Annotated in this window: 19 protein-coding genes and 1 riboswitch; of the genes, 13 read left to right on the forward strand and 6 right to left on the reverse strand. The window is 62.1% G+C overall.

Annotated elements, in window-relative coordinates:
* The first annotated feature begins 112 nt into the window (after positions 1-112).
* A riboswitch (cobalamin riboswitch) is annotated at positions 113-335 on the forward strand.
* Positions 336-436: 101 nt separating this feature from the next.
* The 4 genes from LQ215_RS23375 (at position 437) to cobM (ending at position 2,557) form a co-directional block, all read left to right on the forward strand.
* On the forward strand, positions 437-625 hold the full coding sequence (locus tag LQ215_RS23375; RefSeq protein WP_014338677.1) for a CbtB domain-containing protein: 189 nt from the start codon (positions 437-439) through the stop codon (positions 623-625).
* Positions 626-636: 11 nt separating this feature from the next.
* The gene (locus tag LQ215_RS23380; RefSeq protein WP_230152777.1) at positions 637-1,332 is read left to right on the forward strand and encodes a CbtA family protein; all 696 of its coding nucleotides are present in this window, start codon (positions 637-639) and stop codon (positions 1,330-1,332) included.
* Positions 1,329-1,733 carry a cobalamin biosynthesis protein gene (locus LQ215_RS23385; protein ID WP_230152778.1) on the forward strand — a complete coding sequence of 135 codons (405 nt, stop codon included), beginning with the start codon at positions 1,329-1,331 and terminating at the stop codon, positions 1,731-1,733. The genes LQ215_RS23380 and LQ215_RS23385 overlap by 4 nt, the downstream gene beginning before the upstream one ends.
* A 77-nt stretch (positions 1,734-1,810) precedes the next feature.
* A complete protein-coding gene (cobM, locus tag LQ215_RS23390) occupies positions 1,811-2,557 on the forward strand; it encodes a precorrin-4 C(11)-methyltransferase (RefSeq protein ID WP_230152779.1) in 747 nt (248 codons plus the stop codon).
* Positions 2,558-2,723: 166 nt separating this feature from the next.
* On the opposite strand, the gene nfuA is transcribed toward cobM, so the two are convergent.
* Positions 2,724-3,308 (reverse strand): Fe-S biogenesis protein NfuA, encoded by a 585-nt coding sequence (gene nfuA, locus LQ215_RS23395; protein ID WP_003182850.1) that lies wholly within the window; start codon positions 3,306-3,308, stop codon positions 2,724-2,726.
* Positions 3,309-3,423: 115 nt separating this feature from the next.
* Complete coding sequence (locus LQ215_RS23400; protein WP_230152780.1) at positions 3,424-5,715, reverse strand: fatty acid cis/trans isomerase; 2,292 nt, start codon at positions 5,713-5,715, stop codon at positions 3,424-3,426.
* Positions 5,716-5,871: 156 nt separating this feature from the next.
* On the opposite strand from LQ215_RS23400, the gene metH reads away from it, so the two are divergent.
* Together metH and LQ215_RS23410 are read left to right on the forward strand one after the other, a co-directional pair.
* On the forward strand, positions 5,872-9,582 hold the full coding sequence (gene metH / locus LQ215_RS23405; RefSeq protein WP_230152781.1) for a methionine synthase: 3,711 nt from the start codon (positions 5,872-5,874) through the stop codon (positions 9,580-9,582).
* A 54-nt stretch (positions 9,583-9,636) separates the two neighbouring features.
* Positions 9,637-9,855, forward strand: coding sequence for a DUF2970 domain-containing protein (locus tag LQ215_RS23410; RefSeq protein WP_230152782.1), 219 nt, complete (start codon positions 9,637-9,639; stop codon positions 9,853-9,855).
* 75 nt (positions 9,856-9,930) lie between these two features.
* Here LQ215_RS23410 and LQ215_RS23415 read toward each other — a convergent pair whose 3' ends face one another.
* Entirely contained in the window at positions 9,931-11,070 is a 1,140-nt protein-coding gene (locus LQ215_RS23415) for an ABC transporter substrate-binding protein (RefSeq protein ID WP_230152783.1), read from the reverse strand.
* A gap of 503 nt (positions 11,071-11,573) precedes the next feature.
* Here LQ215_RS23415 and LQ215_RS23420 point away from each other — a divergent pair.
* The gene (locus LQ215_RS23420) at positions 11,574-13,232 is read left to right on the forward strand and encodes a nitrite/sulfite reductase (protein WP_230152784.1); all 1,659 of its coding nucleotides are present in this window, start codon (positions 11,574-11,576) and stop codon (positions 13,230-13,232) included.
* Entirely contained in the window at positions 13,216-13,710 is a 495-nt protein-coding gene (locus LQ215_RS23425; RefSeq protein ID WP_018604779.1) for a DUF934 domain-containing protein, read from the forward strand. Before LQ215_RS23420 ends, LQ215_RS23425 begins: the two co-directional genes overlap by 17 nt.
* 612 nt (positions 13,711-14,322) lie before the next feature.
* Here the strand turns inward: LQ215_RS23425 and sohB are convergent.
* Positions 14,323-15,354: a protease SohB gene (sohB, locus tag LQ215_RS23430; protein WP_230152785.1), complete on the reverse strand. Its 1,032-nt coding sequence runs from the start codon at positions 15,352-15,354 to the stop codon at positions 14,323-14,325.
* Between the two features lie 226 nt (positions 15,355-15,580).
* On the opposite strand from sohB, the gene LQ215_RS23435 reads away from it, so the two are divergent.
* From LQ215_RS23435 to LQ215_RS23450, 4 genes are all read left to right on the forward strand, one after another.
* Positions 15,581-16,291 carry a histidine phosphatase family protein gene (locus LQ215_RS23435; protein WP_230152786.1) on the forward strand — a complete coding sequence of 237 codons (711 nt, stop codon included), beginning with the start codon at positions 15,581-15,583 and terminating at the stop codon, positions 16,289-16,291.
* 51 nt (positions 16,292-16,342) lie between these two features.
* Entirely contained in the window at positions 16,343-16,657 is a 315-nt protein-coding gene (locus LQ215_RS23440; protein ID WP_046062064.1) for an SCP2 sterol-binding domain-containing protein, read from the forward strand.
* A 218-nt stretch (positions 16,658-16,875) separates the two neighbouring features.
* Positions 16,876-18,594 (forward strand): hydrogenase maturation protein, encoded by a 1,719-nt coding sequence (locus tag LQ215_RS23445; protein WP_230152787.1) that lies wholly within the window; start codon positions 16,876-16,878, stop codon positions 18,592-18,594.
* A 63-nt stretch (positions 18,595-18,657) separates the two neighbouring features.
* Positions 18,658-19,521 (forward strand): LysR family transcriptional regulator, encoded by an 864-nt coding sequence (locus tag LQ215_RS23450; protein ID WP_003200177.1) that lies wholly within the window; start codon positions 18,658-18,660, stop codon positions 19,519-19,521.
* Between the two features lie 220 nt (positions 19,522-19,741).
* Here the strand turns inward: LQ215_RS23450 and LQ215_RS23455 are convergent, their stop codons facing one another.
* A complete protein-coding gene (locus LQ215_RS23455) occupies positions 19,742-19,978 on the reverse strand; it encodes a YdcH family protein (protein WP_230152788.1) in 237 nt (78 codons plus the stop codon).
* Between the two features lie 217 nt (positions 19,979-20,195).
* Between LQ215_RS23455 and LQ215_RS23460 the strand changes: the two genes are divergently transcribed.
* Complete coding sequence (locus tag LQ215_RS23460) at positions 20,196-20,717, forward strand: DUF4142 domain-containing protein (RefSeq protein ID WP_230152789.1); 522 nt, start codon at positions 20,196-20,198, stop codon at positions 20,715-20,717.
* 193 nt (positions 20,718-20,910) lie between these two features.
* On the opposite strand, the gene LQ215_RS23465 is transcribed toward LQ215_RS23460, so the two are convergent.
* Positions 20,911-21,192, reverse strand: coding sequence for a hypothetical protein (locus LQ215_RS23465; RefSeq protein WP_230152790.1), 282 nt, complete (start codon positions 21,190-21,192; stop codon positions 20,911-20,913).
* Positions 21,193-21,265 lie beyond the last annotated feature (73 nt).

Below are 21,265 nucleotides of genomic sequence, written 5' to 3' on the forward strand. Positions count from 1 at the left end.
CCCCTTGTACATTGACGCCCCGCCCCCGCCCATGCTCTCCTGTGCATGGTTTGCGTAGCGGGTTCTGCTAGCTCAAATTCTGGCGCCGAAGTTGGGCTAGCAGAGCCCGCTACACAAACCACTTGTTACGGGTGCCCTTCACAGGGTGAAACGGGAAACCGGTGAATCGTGTGCTTTACTCCAAAGCCACGTCAGTCCGGTGCTGCCCCCGCAACGGTAAGCGAGCGAAGCGTCTGAACCACTGTGTCCCCGGACATGGGAAGGTGACGCTTGCAGGCCAGGCACAAGCCCGGCCCCTCGCGAGCCCGGAGACCGGCCCTTGACTCATGCATCAACAAACCCGCGGTGGGCGGGCGCTGTTCGAACCTTGGCGGGCTTTCGCCCGGGGTCTCATCGCGCTCGCATCCCCCACGGAACAAAAACAGAGGGAAGCGCCATGTCGACCATCAGCAGCACCGCCCGCACCGCCAGCAGCACCACCACCCTGAGCCAACGCCTGAGCGCCGCAATCCTGGCTTCGATCCTGGGCGCGGGGCTGGTCTATTTCGCCGGTTTCTCTCACATCGAAGCGGTACACAATGCCGCCCACGATACCCGCCACAGCGCCGCTTTCCCGTGCCATTGAGAACTGACGCCATGATCAAGCGTATCGCGCAGACCGCTGGTTTCAGCGGCTTGCTGGCCGCCCTGCTGCTGACTCTGCTGCAAAGTTTCTGGGTATCGCCACTGATTCTCCAGGCGGAAACCTTCGAGAAGGCCCCGGCGACCGAGGTCCATGAACACGCCGATGGTGCGGCTCATACTCATGATGCCCAAGCCTGGGAGCCGGAAGACGGTTGGCAGCGAGTGCTCTCCACCACCGGCGGCAACCTGGTGGTCGCCGTGGGTTTTGCCCTGATGCTGGCGGGCCTGTACACCTTGCGCGCACCGACTCGCACGTCCCAGGGCCTGCTCTGGGGCCTGGCCGGTTATGCCACGTTCGTCCTGGCGCCGACCCTCGGCTTGCCCCCGGAACTGCCCGGTACCGCAGCGGCCGACCTGGCCCAACGGCAGATGTGGTGGATCGGCACCGCGGCGTCCACGGCGGTGGGCATTGCCCTGATCGCCTTCGGCCGGCATTGGCTGCTCAAGCTGCTGGGCGTGGCGACGTTGCTGGTGCCCCATGTCATCGGCGCGCCGCAGCCTGAAGTCCACTCGATGCTGGCGCCCGAAGCGCTGGAGAGTCAGTTCAAGATCGCCTCGCAGCTGACCAACGTCGCGTTCTGGCTGGCCCTCGGCCTGATCAGCGCCTGGCTGTTTCGCCGTGACAGCCAAGCCCACCACGACGCATGAGCACCACGCCGATGCTGGTGGTCGGCCTCGGCTGCCAGCGCGGCTGCCCGGCCAGCACGCTGCGGGCCTTGCTCGACCAGGCGTTGCTGGCCCAGGGCATTGCGCTTGATCAGGTGCGGGCCCTGGCCAGTATCGACCTCAAGCGTGACGAGCCGGGCCTGCTGCAACTGGCCGAACAACTGGCCGTGCCGCTGACCTGCTTCAGTGTCGAACAATTGGCCGGCTACGAGCAGCGGCTCAGTCACCGCTCCGAGATCGCCTTCGAGCGAACCGGTTGCTACGGCATCGCCGAAAGCGCCGCCCTGGCCTTGGCCGATCGGTTGGGCACACCGCCCGCGACGCTGCTGATGACTCGCCAGAAAGGCCCCAAGAGCACGTTGGCATTGGCGGTCGTGGCCTAAATCCCGATAATCGGCGCCCAGGATCATGAGCGATCTTCATCTGGGCAACGCTCACCCATCTTTCACAGGAGCCGGTCATGACCGTTTACTTCATCGGCGCCGGCCCCGGCGACCCGGATCTCATCACAGTCAAAGGCCAGCGATTGATCCGCCAGTGTGCAGTCATCATCTACGCCGGCTCGCTGGTGCCGACCGCCGTCCTTGAAGGCCACCGCGCCGAACAGGTAATCAACAGCGCCGAGCTGCATCTGGAACAGATCATTGAATTGATCAAGAGCGCTCATCTGAAGGGCCACAACGTGGCCCGGGTGCATTCCGGCGACCCGAGCCTGTACGGCGCCATTGGCGAGCAGATTCGTTGCCTGCGGGAATTGGACATCCCTTTCGAAATCATCCCGGGTGTGACCGCGACCTCAGCCTGCGCCGCCCTGCTGGGCGCCGAACTGACCCTGCCGGACATTTCCCAAAGCCTGATCCTCACCCGCTACGCCGACAAAAGCCCGATGCCCACCGGGGAAGAGCTGGGCAGCCTGGCGCAGCACGGGGCGACCATGGCCATTCATCTGGGGGTCAATCATCTGGAAAAAATCGTCGACGAACTGCGGCCCCACTACGGCACCGATTGCCCGATTGCGGTAATCCACCGGGCGACATGGCCGGATCAGGATTGGGTGCTGGGGACGCTGGACGATATCGCAGCAAAGGTACGCGCCAAGGGCTTTCGCCGCACGGCGCTGATTCTGGTGGGACGGGTGCTGGGCAACGATGTGTTCAGCGAATCTTCGCTGTACCGCGCCGGGCATGCGCATCTCTACAGGCCCTGACTCGCCAGAGAACCCACCTCGATCCCCCTGTGGGAGCGAACCTGTGGGAGCAAGGCTTGCCCGCGAAGGTATCGCCTCGGTCTATCAGCTGCACCGAGGTGTTTGCATCGCGGGCAAGCCTTGCTCCCACAGGTTACGAGCTGATCGCCAGTTGGTATCGCCACAATCAGTAGTAGGCGTTTTCTTTCTGCGTGTGGTCGGTCACGTCGCGTACGCCCTTGAGCTCCGGAATGCGCTCGAGCAAGGTGCGCTCGATGCCTTCCTTCAAGGTCACGTCAGCCTGGCCGCAGCCCTGGCAGCCGCCGCCGAACTGGAGCACGGCGATGCCGTCTTCCACCACGTCGATCAGCGAAACCTGGCCGCCGTGGCTGGCCAGCCCCGGGTTGATTTCGGTTTGCAGGTAGTAATTGATGCGCTCATTGACCGGGCTGTCGGCATTGACCATCGGCACCTTGGCGTTGGGCGCCTTGATGGTCAGCTGGCCGCCCATGCGGTCCGTGGCGTAGTCGACCACCGCATCGTCCAGGAAGGCTTCGCTGAACGAGTCGATGTACGCGGTAAAGCTCTTGAGCCCCAACGCGGTGTCTTCGGGTTTTTCTTCCCCCGGCTTGCAGTAGGCAATGCACGTCTCAGCGTACTGGGTGCCGGGCTGGGTGATGAAGATGCGGATCCCGATACCAGGCGTGTTCTGCTTGGACAGCAGGTCGGCCAGGTAATCGTGGGCGGCATCGGTAATGGTAATGGCGGTCATGGAAACTCCTCGCAGGCTTGCCGGCAGTTTACGCCAATCATCGCGCCGGACAAAGTCCTAGTATTTTTGTCGGGAAAGCGCCCGGCGGCACGGAGTTTGCCACCGGGGCCGTCGATCAGAGGTTCTGGTAGCGATTCATGTCCAGCACACCACTCTCCACGGGCTCTGTCTCCTGGATGTACTGGCTCAGGTCATGGAAGTACTGCCAGAACTGCGGGTGACTGCGGCGAATGCCCCAGCGCTCGACAATCCGCTCGAACGCCGGTGCGTCCTGGGCGCCTTGCATGGCTTCGACGAACGCCGGCACTTGCCCGGCCGGAATGTTGAACATGAAGTTCGGATAGCTGCCGAGCACGCCCGGGTAGACCGTCAGTGTGTCCAACCCCGGCTGGTAGCGCTTCTCCTCGCCCAGCAGGAACGCCACGTTGCTGTGGGCTCGGTTGCGCAGCAGGCTGTAGACCTCACGATGACCGCTGGCGGTTTCGATGCGCAACAGGGTCGCTTCCGGCAGTTGGTCGATCACCTTGAGCCCCGCCGCCGGGCGTGACACCAGGCGGCTGAGGGCCTGTTCGGCGTTTTGCAGCGCCGGGTCGATGTTCGGGCGCGAGCAGTAGGCACCATCACAGCGATTGATGGGGTCGGGGAACGCATTGAGCTCGCCGTAACGGGCCAGCAGTTGGTGGACGAAATCGCCCTTGGGGTCGTGCTCGTCAAGCTTGAGGGCGGTCGGCTTGTCATCGTCGATGGCTTCGTAATCGAGCCACATCTTGAATTTGCCGCCGGCCTGGTACCAGTCGTCAAGGTAGCCTTCCCGGGAGTCGGCCGGCATCAGGCGCAGGAAGTTCTGCTCCGCACCGTTGCGGATCAGATCGAAATACAGCCGGGTCTGGGCCTGGTGGGACACGTTGCCGAATACATCGAAGTTCACCGCCAATTGGTAATAGGTGCGTTCCAGCAACGGAAAGTCGAACAGCCAGATCGTCTGCGGGACTTCGCCGATCAGGCCCTTGTTGACCGAGGCACTGTCGAAGTGCCGGAAAATGCTCAGCAGTGCATTGTCATTGCCGGCCCACAGCGTCGACCAGCTCGGCGCCGGCGCATCGGCATAGACGTCGCGGCGCAAGGCTTCGTATTCGTTGCGCTTGTCCCGGTAGTCGAGCCACAGTCTGACGACGCTGCCCACATCGTCATTCTGGCCCGGCATCGCCAGCAACGGGGTGGCCTGGCCACGGTAGTTCGGGTCGGTGATGTACAGGTCATGCTCGGGGGCCTGGAACAGCGCCCAGAAATTATCGCGGATCACGTCCGTGGCGATCTGGCCCCGGCACACCGGCCCGCGAATGAAGGTGCGCACGAAATACTCGGCGTTATCGAGCATGAACTGGTAGCGAGCCTGGGCCGGAATCGCTTCGAAGGTGGAAAACGGGTTGGCCCGGCGCTCCGGACCGTAGCCCGGCAACGCCGAAACCTGCCAGTTGCCGCTGTAGAACAGGCTTTTGATGCGCGCCATCTTCGCCGCGCTCAAGCCGTAGGTGATGTGGGTCTTGTGCACGATCACCCCTTGCACCGGCCAGAGCCGGTAATAGATGCGGGTGCCGGGATCATCATTCGGACGGCGGGTATTGATCAGGTCGATCGGCTGGCCGGTGGGCGTGCGCGAACGGACCCACTGGAAGAAATGCCCCGGCTCGCCGTCCTTGAAATAGAGGTGCGCCAGGAACCAATGCTCGAACAACCAGCGGCCCACCAGGCTTTCCCGGGCCCCTGGGGCATTGAGCAGGTTTTCCCATTGCACCACCTGCAAGGCTTCGGCGGCGCTCGGGGCCAGGGCCTGCTGATCGATGGGGGCACCTGCAGCCAGCCAGCGTTGCAGGGTCTGGTATTGCTGATCGGTCAGCCCAGTGACAGCCAGGGGCATGCCTTCCATGGGATGGGCACCGGCGTATTCGTTGAATTGATCCGGCATCGCGCAGCTGTTTTCACGATTGAGGCCCAGCACGATCTCCTGCGGCAGCTTGGCGTTGGGCTGCAGCGGCGTGCGGTGTCCCAGATCCAGCATGCGCGCCATCAGGGCAGCCTGGCTGCCTTGGGCATCGAGTACCGAATAGAAGCCCTTGCGCTGCCAGGCGCGCTGGCCGGAGGCGTCATAGAACAAACGGGTCGGATCGGCCGCCCGGCGCCGCTCGCCGTCGTACACCGTCAGTTTGCTCGCCCCCCGTGCCGCGCCTTCGCCGCTGCCCAGGTTCAACTGGCAGGCGGAGTCGTAGCAGGCATGACAGGCCACGCATTTTTCCGTGAAAATCGGCTGGATGTCGCGGGTGTAGGAGATCGCGGGAGCGAGACTCCCGGCGGCTGCGGTAAAACACAACAGCAGCAACAGACTGCCGAATAAGACGCGGTACGGCATGTCTCGGGTCCCGAAGAGATAGTCCGGCGATTCTACCGGGCCAGCATCGCCTTGCAAACATGAGCGATATTCATGCAAAAGCCCATCATGATCAAATCCTGCACAGGTTTGCTATCATCCCGGCCTTCGTAATGGTCTTTTTTTCCAGGTAGTCCTATGTCTGATCGCAGCGCTCGCCTTTATCTTCTCCAGCAAGCCCTCAAGGAACGCATCCTGATCCTCGACGGCGGCATGGGCACGATGATCCAGAGCTACAAGCTGGAAGAGCAGGACTACCGCGGCAAGCGCTTCGCCGACTGGCCGAGCGACGTCAAGGGCAACAACGATTTGCTGGTGCTCAGCCGCCCCGACGTGATCGGTGCCATTGAAAAAGCCTACCTGGATGCCGGCGCCGACATCCTGGAAACCAACACCTTCAACGCCACCCAGGTGTCCCAGGCCGACTACGGCATGCAGGGCCTGGCCTACGAGCTGAACCTGGAAGGCGCGCGCCTGGCCCGTAAAGTGGCCGACGCCAAGACCCTGGAAACCCCGGACAAGCCACGCTTCGTCGCCGGCGTACTCGGCCCGACCAGCCGCACCTGCTCGCTGTCACCGGATGTGAACAACCCCGGCTACCGCAACGTGACCTTCGACGAACTGGTGGAAAACTACACCGAGGCCACCAAGGGCCTGATCGAAGGCGGCGCCGACCTGATCCTGATCGAAACCATCTTCGACACGCTGAACGCCAAGGCGGCGATCTTTGCCGTGCAAGGCGTCTACGAGGAACTGGGCGTCGAACTGCCGATCATGATCTCCGGCACCATCACCGACGCCTCCGGCCGCACCCTCTCGGGCCAAACCACCGAAGCCTTCTGGAACTCCGTGGCCCACGCCAAGCCGATCTCCGTGGGCCTGAACTGCGCCCTCGGTGCCAGCGAACTGCGCCCCTACCTGGAAGAGCTGTCGAACAAGGCCAGCACCCACGTATCGGCCCACCCCAACGCCGGCCTGCCCAACGAATTCGGTGAATACGACGAACTGCCGGCCGAAACGGCCAAGGTCATCGAAGAGTTCGCCCAGAGCGGCTTCCTGAACATTGTCGGCGGCTGCTGCGGCACCACCCCGGCGCACATCGAAGCCATCGCCAAGGCCGTGGCCGGCTACGCGCCGCGGCAGATTCCAGAGATCCCACGGGCCTGCCGCCTGTCGGGCCTGGAACCGTTCACCATCGATCGCAGCTCCTTGTTCGTCAACGTCGGCGAGCGGACCAACATCACCGGCTCCGCCAAGTTCGCCCGGCTGATCCGCGAGGACAACTACACCGAAGCCCTGGAAGTGGCCCTGCAACAGGTCGAGGCCGGCGCCCAAGTGATCGACATCAACATGGACGAGGGCATGCTCGATTCGAAGAAGGCCATGGTGACCTTCCTCAATCTGATTGCCGGCGAACCGGACATCTCCCGTGTGCCGATCATGATCGACTCCTCCAAGTGGGAAGTGATCGAAGCCGGCCTCAAGTGCATCCAGGGTAAAGGCATCGTCAACTCCATCAGCATGAAGGAAGGCGTCGAGCAGTTCATCCATCACGCCAAGCTGTGCAAGCGCTACGGCGCCGCCGTGGTGGTGATGGCCTTCGACGAAGCCGGCCAGGCCGACACCGAGGCGCGCAAGAAGGAAATCTGCAAGCGCTCCTATGACATCCTGGTCAATGAAGTCGGCTTCCCACCGGAAGACATCATCTTCGACCCGAACATCTTCGCCGTCGCCACCGGCATCGAAGAGCACAACAACTATGCCGTGGACTTCATCAACGCCTGCGCCTACATCCGTGACGAACTGCCCTACGCGCTGACCTCGGGCGGGGTGTCCAACGTGTCGTTCTCGTTCCGCGGCAACAACCCGGTGCGCGAGGCGATCCACTCGGTGTTCCTGCTGTATGCGATCCGCGCTGGCCTGACCATGGGCATCGTCAACGCCGGCCAACTGGAGATCTACGACCAGATCCCGGTGGAGCTGCGCGACGCCGTGGAAGACGTGATCCTCAACCGCACCCCCGAAGGCACCGACGCCCTGCTGGCCATCGCCGACAAGTACAAGGGCGACGGCAGCATCAAGGAGGCGGAAACCGAGGAATGGCGCGGCTGGGAGGTGAACAAGCGCCTGGAACATGCGCTGGTCAAGGGCATCACCACCCACATCGTTGAAGACACCGAGGAATCGCGACTGTCTTTCGCCCGCCCGATCGAGGTCATCGAAGGCCCGCTGATGGCCGGCATGAACATCGTCGGCGACCTGTTTGGCGCCGGCAAGATGTTCCTGCCCCAGGTGGTCAAATCCGCCCGAGTGATGAAGCAGGCCGTGGCCCACTTGATCCCGTTCATCGAGGCGGAAAAAGGCGACAAGCCGGAAGCCAAAGGCAAGATCCTGATGGCCACGGTCAAGGGCGACGTGCATGACATCGGCAAGAACATCGTCGGCGTGGTGCTCGGTTGCAACGGCTATGACATCGTCGACCTGGGCGTGATGGTGCCGGCGGAGAAGATCCTGCAGGTGGCCAAGGAGCAGAAGTGCGACATCATCGGCCTGTCCGGCCTGATCACACCGTCCCTGGATGAGATGGTGCATGTGGCCCGTGAGATGCAGCGCCAGGATTTCCACCTGCCGCTGATGATTGGCGGCGCTACCACCTCCAAGGCCCACACGGCGGTGAAGATCGAACCCAAGTACAGCAACGACGCGGTGATCTACGTCACCGATGCCTCCCGCGCCGTGGGCGTGGCGACCCAGTTGCTGTCCAAGGAGCTCAAGCCGGCTTTCGTCGAGAAAACCCGCCTGGACTACATCGACGTACGCGAGCGTACGTCCAACCGCAGCGCCCGCACCGAACGCCTGAGCTACCCCGCCGCCGTGGCCAAGAAGCCACAGTTCGACTGGAGCAGCTACCAGCCGGTCAAGCCGACCTTCACGGGCGCCAAGGTGCTGGACGACATTGACCTGAACGTCCTGGCCGAATACATCGACTGGACACCGTTCTTCATTTCCTGGGACCTGGCCGGCAAATACCCGCGCATCCTCACCGACGAAGTGGTCGGCGAAGCCGCCACCGCGCTGTACGCCGATGCCCGGGCGATGCTGCGCAAGCTGATCGACGAGAAACTCATCAGCGCCCGCGCCGTGTTCGGCTTCTGGCCGGCCAACCAGGTGCATGACGACGACCTGGAAGTCTATGGCGACGACGGCAAGCCACTGGCCCGCCTGCATCACTTGCGCCAGCAGATCATCAAGACCGACGGCAAGCCGAACTTCTCCCTGGCCGACTTCGTCGCGCCCAAAGACAGCGGCGTGACCGACTACGTCGGCGGTTTCATCACCACCGCCGGCATCGGCGCCGAAGAAGTCGCCAAGGCCTACCAGGAGGCTGGCGATGACTACAACTCGATCATGGTCAAGGCCCTGGCCGACCGACTGGCCGAAGCCTGTGCCGAATGGCTGCACCAGCAGGTGCGCAAGGAGTATTGGGGCTACGCCCAGGACGAAAGCCTGGACAACGACGCCCTGATCAAGGAGCAATACACCGGCATCCGCCCTGCCCCCGGCTACCCGGCCTGCCCGGACCACACCGAGAAAGCCACCCTGTTCCGCCTGCTCGACCCCGAGGCCAGCGAGCTGAAGGCCGGGCGCAGCGGTGTGTTCCTCACCGAACACTACGCCATGTTCCCGGCAGCGGCGGTCAGCGGCTGGTATTTCGCCCACCCCCAGGCGCAATACTTCGCCGTGGGCAAGATCGACAAGGACCAGGTCCAGAGCTACACCGCCCGCAAGGGCCAGGAGCTGAGCGTGACCGAACGCTGGCTGTCGCCGAATCTGGGTTACGACAACTAAGTCCGCAGCAATTGGCTATGCTCTCCACATACGACCTTGTGTATGGAGAGCATCATGGACGAACCGACCGAAAATAAGCCGCCCACCCTCTGGCAAATGCTGCACAGCGTGGGGGCGGCGGCCTTCGGCGTGCAAAGCGGAAAAAACCGCGCCCGCGACTTCACCCACGGCAAGCCGAGCCACTTCATCATCCTCGGCATCCTGTTTACGGTGATTTTCGGGTTGACGTTGTATGGGATCGTCAACTTGGTGTTGTACTTTGCGGGCATATAGAACGTCCGCAAAGCATGGCAACAGCTTTCTTTCGAACCGAAACAGCCCTATTGGCCCATCTCGATCTGAGCCGTTCTAGCGCCGCCCCAGCGCATCAAGCGAGAAGGCATAGTGCTTGCCATCCGGGTGGGACACCAGGCTGAAGCGCTTGAAGTCCAGGCGATAGTCCTTGGAGGGGTTCATGTTCAACCACACGCGGGCGCGGGCCGGATCGAGCGATTGCATCAGGTCGACCTGCTGGTTGTAGCCGCCGTGGCGCGCGAGGTCGACGCCTCGGGCGTGATCATGGAGCAACACCATGGCCCACCCGCCCAAGCTGAAATGCCCAGTTAACAGCACGCTCAAGCGCCCATCGATACGGGCCTGCAGCGCCGGCCTGGAGCTGTTCATGGCGCTGAACAACACATCCTTGCCCGGCCGGCGACCCGCCTCCTCGAACGCCTGCATGGCGCCCAGGGCCATTTCATCGTTGGCCGACCAGACCAGCGCGGCCTGCGGATAGCGCTTGACCAATTGGCGCGCCTGCTCGTAGGCCCTTTCGCGATTCCACTCGCCATAGACCAATTGGCGCAGGTGCACTTGCGGGTGCTCGGCCAACGCCCGGCCCAGGCCTTTCTCACGCAGTTGCGCCGAAGGGGTGAGTTTCTTCCCGGAAAAAGCCAGCAGATCGAGCGTCTGCCCAGGCGCCAACGGTCCATATTGGCGCAACAGTTCCTTGAGCATCAGGTAACCGCTGCGCTCATCATCGGGCACCAGGCTGCCGAGCAACTCGGGAGGTGGAGTACCGTCCCCTGTCAGCAGGCGAGTCTGATCGTCGGTCAACGTGTTGTTCACCAGGAACAACTTGACCCCGCTGCCCTGCGCCAACTGCAGGATCCGCGGGCCGACATACTGCTCGTTGACCAACACCAGGTAGTCCGGACGGTCCTTGGCCGTGATGGCCTCGTGCGCCTGGCGAATCATCAGTTGGGGATCGCGCTCGGCATACTCCACGCGCAGCCGCAAACCCAGTCCGTTTGCCGCTGCTTGCATGAATTCGGTATAGGTGACCCAGAAGGTCTCGGTGGAGTACCCCGGGTTCAGGAACACGACTGAAGGCGCAGTCGAACTGCCAGGCGACGCCTCGGACGAAGAAGAAACCACATGGGCGGCCTGGGCCTGCGCCCAGAATGACAGGCATAACAGTCCCAGTAGCCTGCAGATAAACTTCGACATCCCGTCCGCCTCAAATAATACGCCACCCAGTATAACGACCCGGGTGGCGACCGGGCACATGAACGCGAGACCTTCATGTGGTCGGCAACAGCTCGAACCTATTGATGACTGACCCAGAACACTGCGGTGCCCACCACCAGGATAATCAGGAACAAAATGGCCCAGGCATCAACAGTACTGTCGCTTTTCCTTGCTTTGGTCGGATTGCTCATTGCATCGCCTCTTGTCGGTTTTGTAGGTGATTGCATAGGGACTCGACCACAGTTAAGACGATGATTGCCCGTACGACAAATGTGGGTTAGGCAATAATCCATCTCATTAGTCGATTTGGTTCTTTACATATACTCAAACATCACTTTTGCGCATAACTCAAAACAGGTATCTTGCACCGGCTCCCCTAGGAGTGCGCGGCCGTGCGCGCAGAATTGCCGAGGCAGAACCCGATTCCAGCGAGCCAACATGCAGCTGTTTCTGATCGGCCCAAGCCTGAGACCGAGACTTATATGTACGTATATGACGAGTACGATCAGCGAATCATCGAGGACCGCGTCAAGCAGTTCCGTGATCAGACCCGACGCTATCTGGCAGGCGAGCTGAGCGAAGAAGAATTCCGCCCTCTGCGCTTGCAGAATGGCTTGTACATCCAGCGCTTCGCCCCGATGCTGCGCGTGGCTGTGCCTTATGGCCAGCTGACCTCGCGCCAGGTGCGCAAGCTGGCGCAAATTGCCCGCGACTACGACAAGGGCTACGCCCACATCAGTACCCGGCAGAACGTCCAGTACAACTGGCCGGCCCTGGAAGATGTGCCCGAGATCCTCGCCGAACTGGCCACCGTGCAGATGCACGCGATCCAGACCAGCGGCAACTGCCTGCGCAACGTCACCACCGACCAGTTCGCCGGTGTCGCAGCCGACGAGTTGATCGACCCGCGCCCGTGGTGCGAGATTGTCCGCCAGTGGACGACTTTCCACCCCGAGTTCGCCTACCTGCCGCGCAAGTTCAAGATCGCCATCAACGGCTCGACCTCGGACCGTGCGGCCATCGAAGTCCACGACATCGGCCTGGAGACGGTCTACAACGCGGCCGGCGAGCTGGGCTTCCGTGTGCTGGTGGGCGGTGGCCTGGGGCGTACGCCGGTGGTCGGCGCGTTCATCAACGAGTTCCTGCCGTGGCAGGACCTGCTGAGCTACCTCGACGCCATCCTGCGGGTATACAACCGCTACGGCCGTCGCGACAACAAATACAAGGCGCGGATCAAGATCCTGGTCAAGGCCCTGACGCCTGAAGTGTTCGCCGAGAAGGTCGAAGCCGAGATGGCTCACCTGCGTGGCGGCCAGACCACCCTGACCGAAGCCGAAGTGCATCGCGTCGCCAAGCACTTCGTCGACCCGGCTTACAAGGCCCTGGACAACCAGGACGCCGAACTGGCCGCCCTCGACAAGGAACACCCGGGCTTCGCCCGCTGGCGCACCCGCAACACCCTGGCCCACAAGAAGCCGGGTTATGTCGCGGTGACCCTGTCCCTGAAGCCGACCGGCGTCGCGCCAGGCGACATCACCGACAAGCAACTGGACGCCGTGGCCGACCTGGCTGAGCGCTACAGTTTCGGCCAGCTGCGCACCTCCCACGAGCAGAACATCATTCTGGCAGACGTTGAACAGAGCCAGTTGTTCACCCTGTGGGGCGAGCTGCGCGAGCAAGGTTTCGCCACCCCGAACATCGGCCTGCTGACCGACATCATCTGCTGCCCGGGCGGCGATTTCTGCTCGCTGGCCAACGCCAAGTCGATCCCTATCGCCGAATCGATCCAGCGTCGTTTCGACGACCTGGACTACCTGTTCGACATCGGCGAGCTGGACCTGAACATTTCCGGCTGCATGAACGCCTGTGGTCACCACCACGTCGGCCACATCGGCATCCTGGGCGTAGACAAGAAAGGCGAAGAATTCTACCAGGTCTCCCTGGGCGGCAGCGGTAGCCGCGACGCCAGCCTGGGCAAGATCCTCGGCCCGTCGTTTGCCCAGGACGACATGCCTGACGTGATCGAGAAGCTGATCGACGTGTACATCGAACAACGTACCGAAGACGAGCGCTTCATCGACACTTACCAACGTATTGGCATCGACCTCTTCAAGGAACGCGTCTATGCAGCGAATCATTAAGAACAACGAAGTCATCGACGAAACCTGGCACCTGCTGCCCAAGGACGCGACCTTCGATGGCATCTCCAACTGTGACGACCTGATCGTGCCCCTGGCCCTGTGGCGCGATCACGCCCACGCCCTCAAGGCCCGCGACGGCGGCCTGGGCGTGTGGCTGGACGCCGACGAGGAAGCCGAGGAAATCGGCGAGGACGCCAACCAGTTGCAGGTCATCGCCCTGAACTTCCCGGCCTTCACCGACGGGCGCAGCTACTCCAACGCCCGCCTGCTGCGTGACCGTTATGGCTTCAAGGGTGAATTGCGGGCAATTGGCGACGTACTGCGCGACCAGCTGTTCTACATGCGCCGCTGCGGCTTCGACGCCTTTGCCTTGCGTGCCGACAAAGACCCCTACGAAGCCCTCGAAAGCCTCAAGGACTTCTCGGTGACCTACCAGGCTGCCACTGACGAGCCGCTGCCGCTGTTCCGTCGTCGCTGAAACAGCCCCATGAAAAAGCCCTGAGCCGGGTGTGCCGGTTCAGGGCTTTTTTGTTGCTGAATGATCGATGCCCAGCCCACCTCGGAATCACTGTGGGAGCGAGCTTGCTCGCGAAGGTGGTGTGTCTGAACAGAGGATGTTGAATGTGCCGGCGCGTTCGCGAGCAAGCTCGCTCCCACAAGGGAATGGCGGTGACTCTGAATGCTCAGCCCGCCCCCGAACTACTGTGGGAGCGAGCTTGCTCGCGAAGGCGGTGTGTCTGAACAGAGGATGCTGGATGTGCCGGCGCTTTCGCGAGCAAGCTCGCTCCCACAAGGGAATGGCGGTAACTCTGAATGCTCAGCCCACCCCCGAACCACTGTGGGAGCGGGCTTGCTCTCGAAGGCGGTGTGTCTGAACAGAGGATGTTGGATGTGCCGGCGCTTTCGCGAGCAAGCTCGCTCCCACAAGGGAATGGCGGTGACTCTGAATGCTCAGCCCACCCCCGAACCACTGTGGGAGCGAGCCTGCTCGCGATGGCGGTGGATCAGCTTGCATCTATGTTGAATGTGCCACCGCTATCGCAAGCAGGCTCGCTCCCACAGGGTTTAGTGGTGAATACCTGCCCCCGAATTACCAGAACCGTTGCTGGGTCAGGCGGCTCCACCAACTGAGCAGCACACGATCCACCGAACCGCTGGCCGCCATGCCGATGCGCTCCTGCAGGCTTTTGCGTTCGGCGTAGTGCAGGTGGTACAGCTCGGCACCCTTGGCGCGTTCGGCCAGGTACTCATCGCTGGTTTTCAGCTCGTCCACCAGGCCCTTGCCCTGCGCCGCGACACCCAACCAGACTTCACCGGTTGCCACTTCATCGATGGCCAGTTGCGGGCGGTAGTTGGACACGAAGTTCTTGAACAGCTCATGGGTGATGTCCAGGTCTTCCTGGAATTTCTCCCGGCCCTTCTCGGTATTTTCGCCGAACACCGTCAACGTGCGTTTGTATTCCCCGGCCGTCAACACTTCGAAATCGATGTCGTGTTTCTTCAGCAGCCGGTTGACGTTGGGCAACTGCGCGACGACGCCGATGGAACCCAGGATCGCGAAGGGGGCGCTGATGATCTTCTCACCGATGCACGCCATCATGTAGCCGCCGCTAGCCGCGACCTTGTCGATGCAGACCGTCAACGGCACGCCGGCCTGACGGATCCGCGCCAGTTGCGACGAGGCCAGGCCGTAGCTGTGGACCATGCCGCCGCCGCTCTCCAGGCGCAGCACCACTTCATCCTTCGGCGTCGCCAGGGTCAGCAGCGCAGTGATTTCATGACGCAGGCTCTCGGTGGCCGAGGCCTTGATGTCACCGTCGAAATCCAGCACGAACACCCGGGGCTTGGCCGCCGGTTTGTCCTTGTGCTTCTTTGCGGCCTTTTCAGCCTTGCCTTCGGCCTTGCGCAGGGCCTTGAGCTGATCCTTGTCCAGCAGCGTCTGTTCCAGGCGCTCACGCAGCCCCTTGTAGAAATCGTTGAGTTTGCTCACCTGCAACTGGCCGGTCGACTTGCGTCGCCCCTTGCTGCGCAGCGCCGCAAAACTGGCCAGCACCACCAGGATGGCGATCACCAGCGTCACGGTCTTGGCCAGGAAACCGGCGTACTCGATGAAAAACTCCACAGCAACTCCTTAAATACAATGCGCCACTGAACGCAGGCGCGTAACGGTCCCAGCATACCCATGCGCCTGCGTCGCGACCAGCCATGAAACCGCTGGTTACCTTAACGCGAGCGAGGCAGGACAAGGCTGCAACGGGCATTTCAAACAAGCGTATGTTTTTTCATTGACAGCTCACCGCCATCCCCATAACCTCGCCAAACCTTCAACGTACCGGGATGACGCGGACGTGGGCAGTATCTATCTGATTCGACATGGCCAGGCCTCCTTTGGTGCGGACGACTACGATGTCCTTTCACCCAATGGCGTGCGCCAGGCGCAAGTGCTCGGCGGCCACCTGGCGCAACTCGGTGTCGTATTCGATCGCTGCCTCTCGGGTGACCTGCGTCGCCAACAGGATACCGCCACCGGCGCGCTGGGCCAGATGTCCGCCGCCGGGTTGCCGGTTCCCGAGCTGGAAATCGACGCCGCGTTCAACGAATTCGATGCCGACGCAGTCATTCGCGCCCTGCTGCCGGACATGCTCCCCCAGGAGCCCGAGGCGCTGCATATCCTGCGTAACGCTGCGCAGAACCGCGCCGAATTCCAGCGCATCTTCGCACTGATCGTCGAACGCTGGCTCAGCGGCCAGTATGACCCACCGGGCCTGGAAAGCTGGCTGGGTTTCGTCGAGCGGGTCCAGGCGGGCCTGCAGCGCATCCTGGAGCAAGCCGACAACACCCATAAGATCGCCGTATTCACCTCCGGCGGCACCATCACCGCCCTGCTCCACCTGATCACCCAGATACCGGCCCGACAGGCCTTCGAACTGAACTGGCAAATCGTCAACACCTCGCTCAACCACCTGAAATTCAGGGGCCGCGAGGTGGCCCTGGCTTCCTTCAACAGCCATGCCCACCTGCAACTGCTGAAGGCCCCGGACCTCATCACCTTTCGCTGAGTCCGGATTACTGTAGACCCTTGCTGTACCACCCAAATAAGGATCGAAACCATGACCTCCGTAGCCGACGCCGTACAAGCCATGAAAGCCAAGTTCAACCCAGCCGCCGCTGCCGGCCTGGACCTGGTATTCGGTTTCCGCATCGACGATACCAAGAATTTCTCGCTGGTCGTCAAGGACAGCACCTGCGAACTGCAGGAAGGTGAAAACCCGGACGCCCAGGTGACCCTGGTGATGGACGGCGAAACCCTGCAGGGCATCGTCGACGGCAGCACCGACGGCATGCAAGCGTTCATGGGCGGCAAGCTGCGCGCCGAAGGCGACATGATGCTGGCCATGAAACTGTCCGAGCTGTTCCCAAGCTGAAACTGCGCTCGCGTTCTTCGCGAGCCTTTTGATTGCAAACGAATCCCGCCCCCGTGGCGGGATTCGTGTTTTTGCCCTCCGTTGATTCTGCCTGGCACTCACAACCTTGATCCCTGTCAGTTGTCGCTCCTCCCCCAGCCGCTAACGTAGCGCTTCCATCAAAGCCAGGGACGGCTCATCGGGAGCCGGCGCCTGCTCATCTCACGGAAGAGAGACTCATGCCCACACTGAAGATCATTTTGCTGTCGAGTGCCTTCAACGGCCTGACCCAACGCGCCTGGCTGGACCTGCGCGAGGCCGGCTATCGCCCCAGCGTCGTGCTGTTCACCGATCCGGCCTCGGTCTGCCGACAAATCGAAGAAAGCGGCGCCCACCTGGTGATCTGCCCATTCCTCAAGGACCGCGTACCCGAGCAGTTATGGCGCAACCCGCGGCGCCCGGTGGTGATCATTCATCCCGGCATTGTTGGCGACCGCGGCGCCAGCGCCCTGGACTGGGCGATCACTCGGCAGCCCAAACGTTGGGGTGTCACGGCGTTGCAGGCGGTAGAGGAAATGGACGCCGGCCCAGTCTGGGCCACTTGCGAATTCGACCTGCCCCAAGGCCTGCGCAAATCCGAGCTGTACAACGGTCCGGTCAGCGATGCGGCCATTCGTTGCATCCGCGAGGTCGTGGAAAAATACCTCGACGGTTTCATCCCGGTACCTCTGGACTATGCCCGTCATGACGTGGTCGGGCGCCTGCAACCGAACATGACCCAGGACGATCGCAGCTTCAGCTGGCACGACAGCAGCGGTTTCATCAAGCGCTGCATCGACGCCGCGGACGGTCAACCCGGTGTGCTGGCAAGCCTGGCCGGCGAGCAGTTTTACCTGTACGACGCCCATCCGGACGTTCGCCACGGCCTGCCTGGCGAACTGTTGGCCGTGCGTGACGATGCGGTGCTGGTGGCGACAGGGGATGCCAGCCTGTGGATCGGCGCCCTGCGCCGCAAGCCGCAGCCCGGCGAACAGACCTTCAAGCGTCCGGCGCGCCATGTATTGTCGAACCAGCTCGAAGGCGTCCCGGTGCTCGACGGTTCCCTGGCCCGACAGCCGTTCAGCGATGAGCCCTACCAGCCCATTCGCTACCGCGAATGCGGCCATGTGGGAGAGCTGACGTTCGAGTTCTATAACGGGGCGATGAGCACTGAGCAATGCCAACGGCTGGTGGCGGCATTGCGCTGGGCCAAGTCCCGGGATACCCAGGTGCTGTTGATCCGCGGCGGGCGCGGCAGCTTTTCCAACGGCGTGCACCTGAACGTGATCCAGGCCGCCGCCGAACCCGGGCTGGAGGCCTGGGCCAACATACAGGCCATCGATGACGTTTGCCTTGAGTTGTTCAGCGCACGGCAACTGGTGGTCAGCGGCCTGACGGGTAACGCCGGGGCCGGCGGTGTGATGTTGGCCCTGGCAGCCGATATCGTACTGGCGCGTCGCGACATCGTGCTCAACCCGCACTACGCGACCATGGGCCTGTACGGCTCCGAATACTGGACCTACAGCCTGCCCCGTGCGGTCGGCCCGGACCTGGCCTGGAAACTCACCCAGGACTGCCTGCCGATCAGCGCCCTCCAGGCGTTGCGCTACGGCATGGTCCAGGAGATCGGACCACGCTGCCCCGACGAGTTCGGCCTGTGGCTGCTGCAGCGAGCCAACCGTGCGCTGCTCGATCCGAACTATGAAAGCATTCGGGTGCGCAAGGCCGAACGGAGCCTGTCGGCGATCCAGGCATGCCGCGATGATGAGCTCGCGCAGATGCACCATGACATGGTGGACAATCGCCACGGCTTCGCCGACAAGTGCCGTGGTTTCGTCTTCAAGCACAAGACCTGCCGCACGCCAGAACGCCTGGTCGCCCCTTGGGCGCGAACACCACAGGCCCAAGCCATCCAATAATGCCCGGTATCGGCGAGGCGCGGCAGCTCTTACAATGCCCGCTTCCCCCGCATCGGCCTGAACATGGACATCGACCTCGCCCGCACCTTCCTGGAAATCGTCCGCCACGGCAGCCTCGCTGCAGCGGCCGAAAAGCTGCACGTGACCCAGACGGCGATCACCGCCCGGGTGCAGAAGCTCGAAAGCCAGCTCGGCTGCGCACTGTTCGTACGCAACCGTGCCGGGGCGCGCTTGACCAGCGACGGCGAGGCGTTCGTGGTCTACGCCAACCAGCTCGTGCAGACTTGGGAAGCCGCCCGCCGGGACCTGCCACTGCCCGAGGGCTATCGCAACGTCTTGCACCTGGGGGGCGAGGTCAGCCTGTGCAACCCCTTGATGCTCGCCTGGGCCGGCGAACTGCGCCAGAAAATTCCCGGTCATGCCCTGCGCATGGACATCCGCGACGGCGAGAAACTGCTGCAACAGCTGGAGCTGGGTCTGCTGGACGCGGCGGTGGTGTATCAACCCGAATACTGGCCACGCCTGCAGGTCGAACAGCTGCTGGAAGAAAAACTCATCCTGGTACGCCTGGCCGCCCGTCCCGAGCCCTACGTGTACATCGACTGGAGTGCTGACTTCCGGCGCCAACACGACACCGCGCTACCGGACAAGGCCAAGGCCGCCGTGACCTTCAACCTTGGTCCCCTGGCCTTGCAGTACATCCTGGAAAACGGCGGCAGCGGCTACTTCCGCACCCGGGTCGTGCAGAGCTACCTGGACAGCGGCATCCTGGAACGGGTGCCCAAGGCACCCGAATTCAACTACCCCACCTACCTGGTCTACTCCCGCGATCGGGATTCAGCAGCGTTGCAGCAAGCATTCGAGGTGTTGCGAGAGATCGTCAAGACTGGCAGCGACTGGTCGCAGCGCTGGGATCCATTGACCTGACGGATTGTGATGCAGGCCAGCCTGGTGTGAGGTACCTGTCGTGGCCAGAGATTGCCCCCGCTTTGTAGGAGCTGGCGAAGCCTGCGATCTTTTGATCTTTCACTTGGGATTCAAGTGTCTGGGGAAAGATCGCAGCCTCGTTGCACCCGACAGCTCCTACACAGCTCTTACAGGCGAAGCCCAGCGGGAGCAAGCTCCCCCGCCACAAAAGCCCTTCGCACTAGCGCTGCATCTGAGCCACGATTTTGTCCTTGACCAGTAATCGCTTCTTCTTGAGCGTCTCCAAAGCATCGTCGGACAGCGCGCCGGTGGACGGTTTTTCGGCTTCGACCACCTCGGCATCAAGTTGGGAGTATTTTTGAAGTAACGAGTCGAGCCTTGGATTCTCGCTGCGTTTTTGCTGGATGTGATCTTTTGTGCATTTGAGATCCTGGCACAAATCGTGGGACACCGGCATGGAACACCTCCTTCGATGGGTCGGTGGCAGACGCCCTTGCGGCGCCCGTCGATTATCAGGATGGCCTCCTCGACAGGGTTCTGTCGACCGCCAATCCGACCAGCGGTGACCGTTCGTCGTACCGCATCGCTTGGCGATCAAACCATTGTCGGTGCGTCGCCCTCCATTGAACAGAGACGACAAGAATCGCTCATTCAACCTGTGTGGAGACTTACCTATGGACAGATTCACCCTGCGTCAACTCGGCCTGGCAGTTGCCTTGAGTAGCAGCATGGGCATGGCATGGGCCGCGACTTCCAACGACTTTGTCGACAACGCGGCGGCCGGTGGCATTGCAGAAATCGAAACCAGCAAACTGGCTTTGGAAAAAAGCCAATCGGCGGACATCAAGGCGTTCGCCAACACGATGATCACCGACCACAAAAAGGCCAACGAAGAACTGAAAGCCCTGGCGAAAAAACATGACATCGAAGTACCCGACGACACCACGCTGATGAAAAAAGCCAAGGCGAAGATTCTCGACGTGCGCGATGAGTCCTTCGATGCGGCCTACGCCAACAACCAGGTCAAGGCCCACGAAGAAACCATCGCCCTGTTCAAGAAGGAAGCCGAGACCGTCACTGACGACAAGAAGCCTGGCAATACCGAACTCAAGGCGTTCGCCCAGAAGATGCTGCCGGATCTGCAACATCACCTGGATGCCGCCAAGAAACTTCAGGCTGCGCATCCAAGCAAGTAGAGCGAGGCACTGCTCACTCAAGGAAAAACGGCGCCTCCCTTGGATGGGAAGCGCCGTTTTCTCGAAGCGCCCCCTGAGGGAGCGAGCTTGCTCGCGATAGCGGTGGTTCAGTCACAGGGATGGCAAATTTGCCATAGTCATCGCGAGCAAGCTCGCTCCCACAATGGCTCGGTGTCGCACATCCTTCAGGGGGCTAGCCACCGTCGGTGTCGATATCAGCATCCGTATCCTCGCCAGATTTCGGCCGATCCGGATCAGGCTTGAAGCCGGGACTGAAGGTGTTGTCATTATCCTGATGATGATGCTTCTGATCGACTTCAGGGGCGCCGCTCTGGGCCTGGTCCGTTCCGGCAGGGCTGACTGGCTGGGCGCTCGCAGGTTTGTCCGGAACCTGGGGATCGATGGCCGGATCGTTACGGGGGGACGGTGTCTGCGCCTGGCCTTGTTGCTGGATGTTTGCAGGATCGTCGTTCATGGGCACCTCGTTCATGGCAGGGCCGGATGGATGACCGGTCTTGAACATTCGAAGGTCACGCGACGGCTTCGGT

It is taken from the genome of Pseudomonas brassicacearum, assembly GCF_918698105.1.
In the GTDB taxonomy this organism is placed as follows: domain Bacteria; phylum Pseudomonadota; class Gammaproteobacteria; order Pseudomonadales; family Pseudomonadaceae; genus Aquipseudomonas; species Aquipseudomonas brassicacearum_F.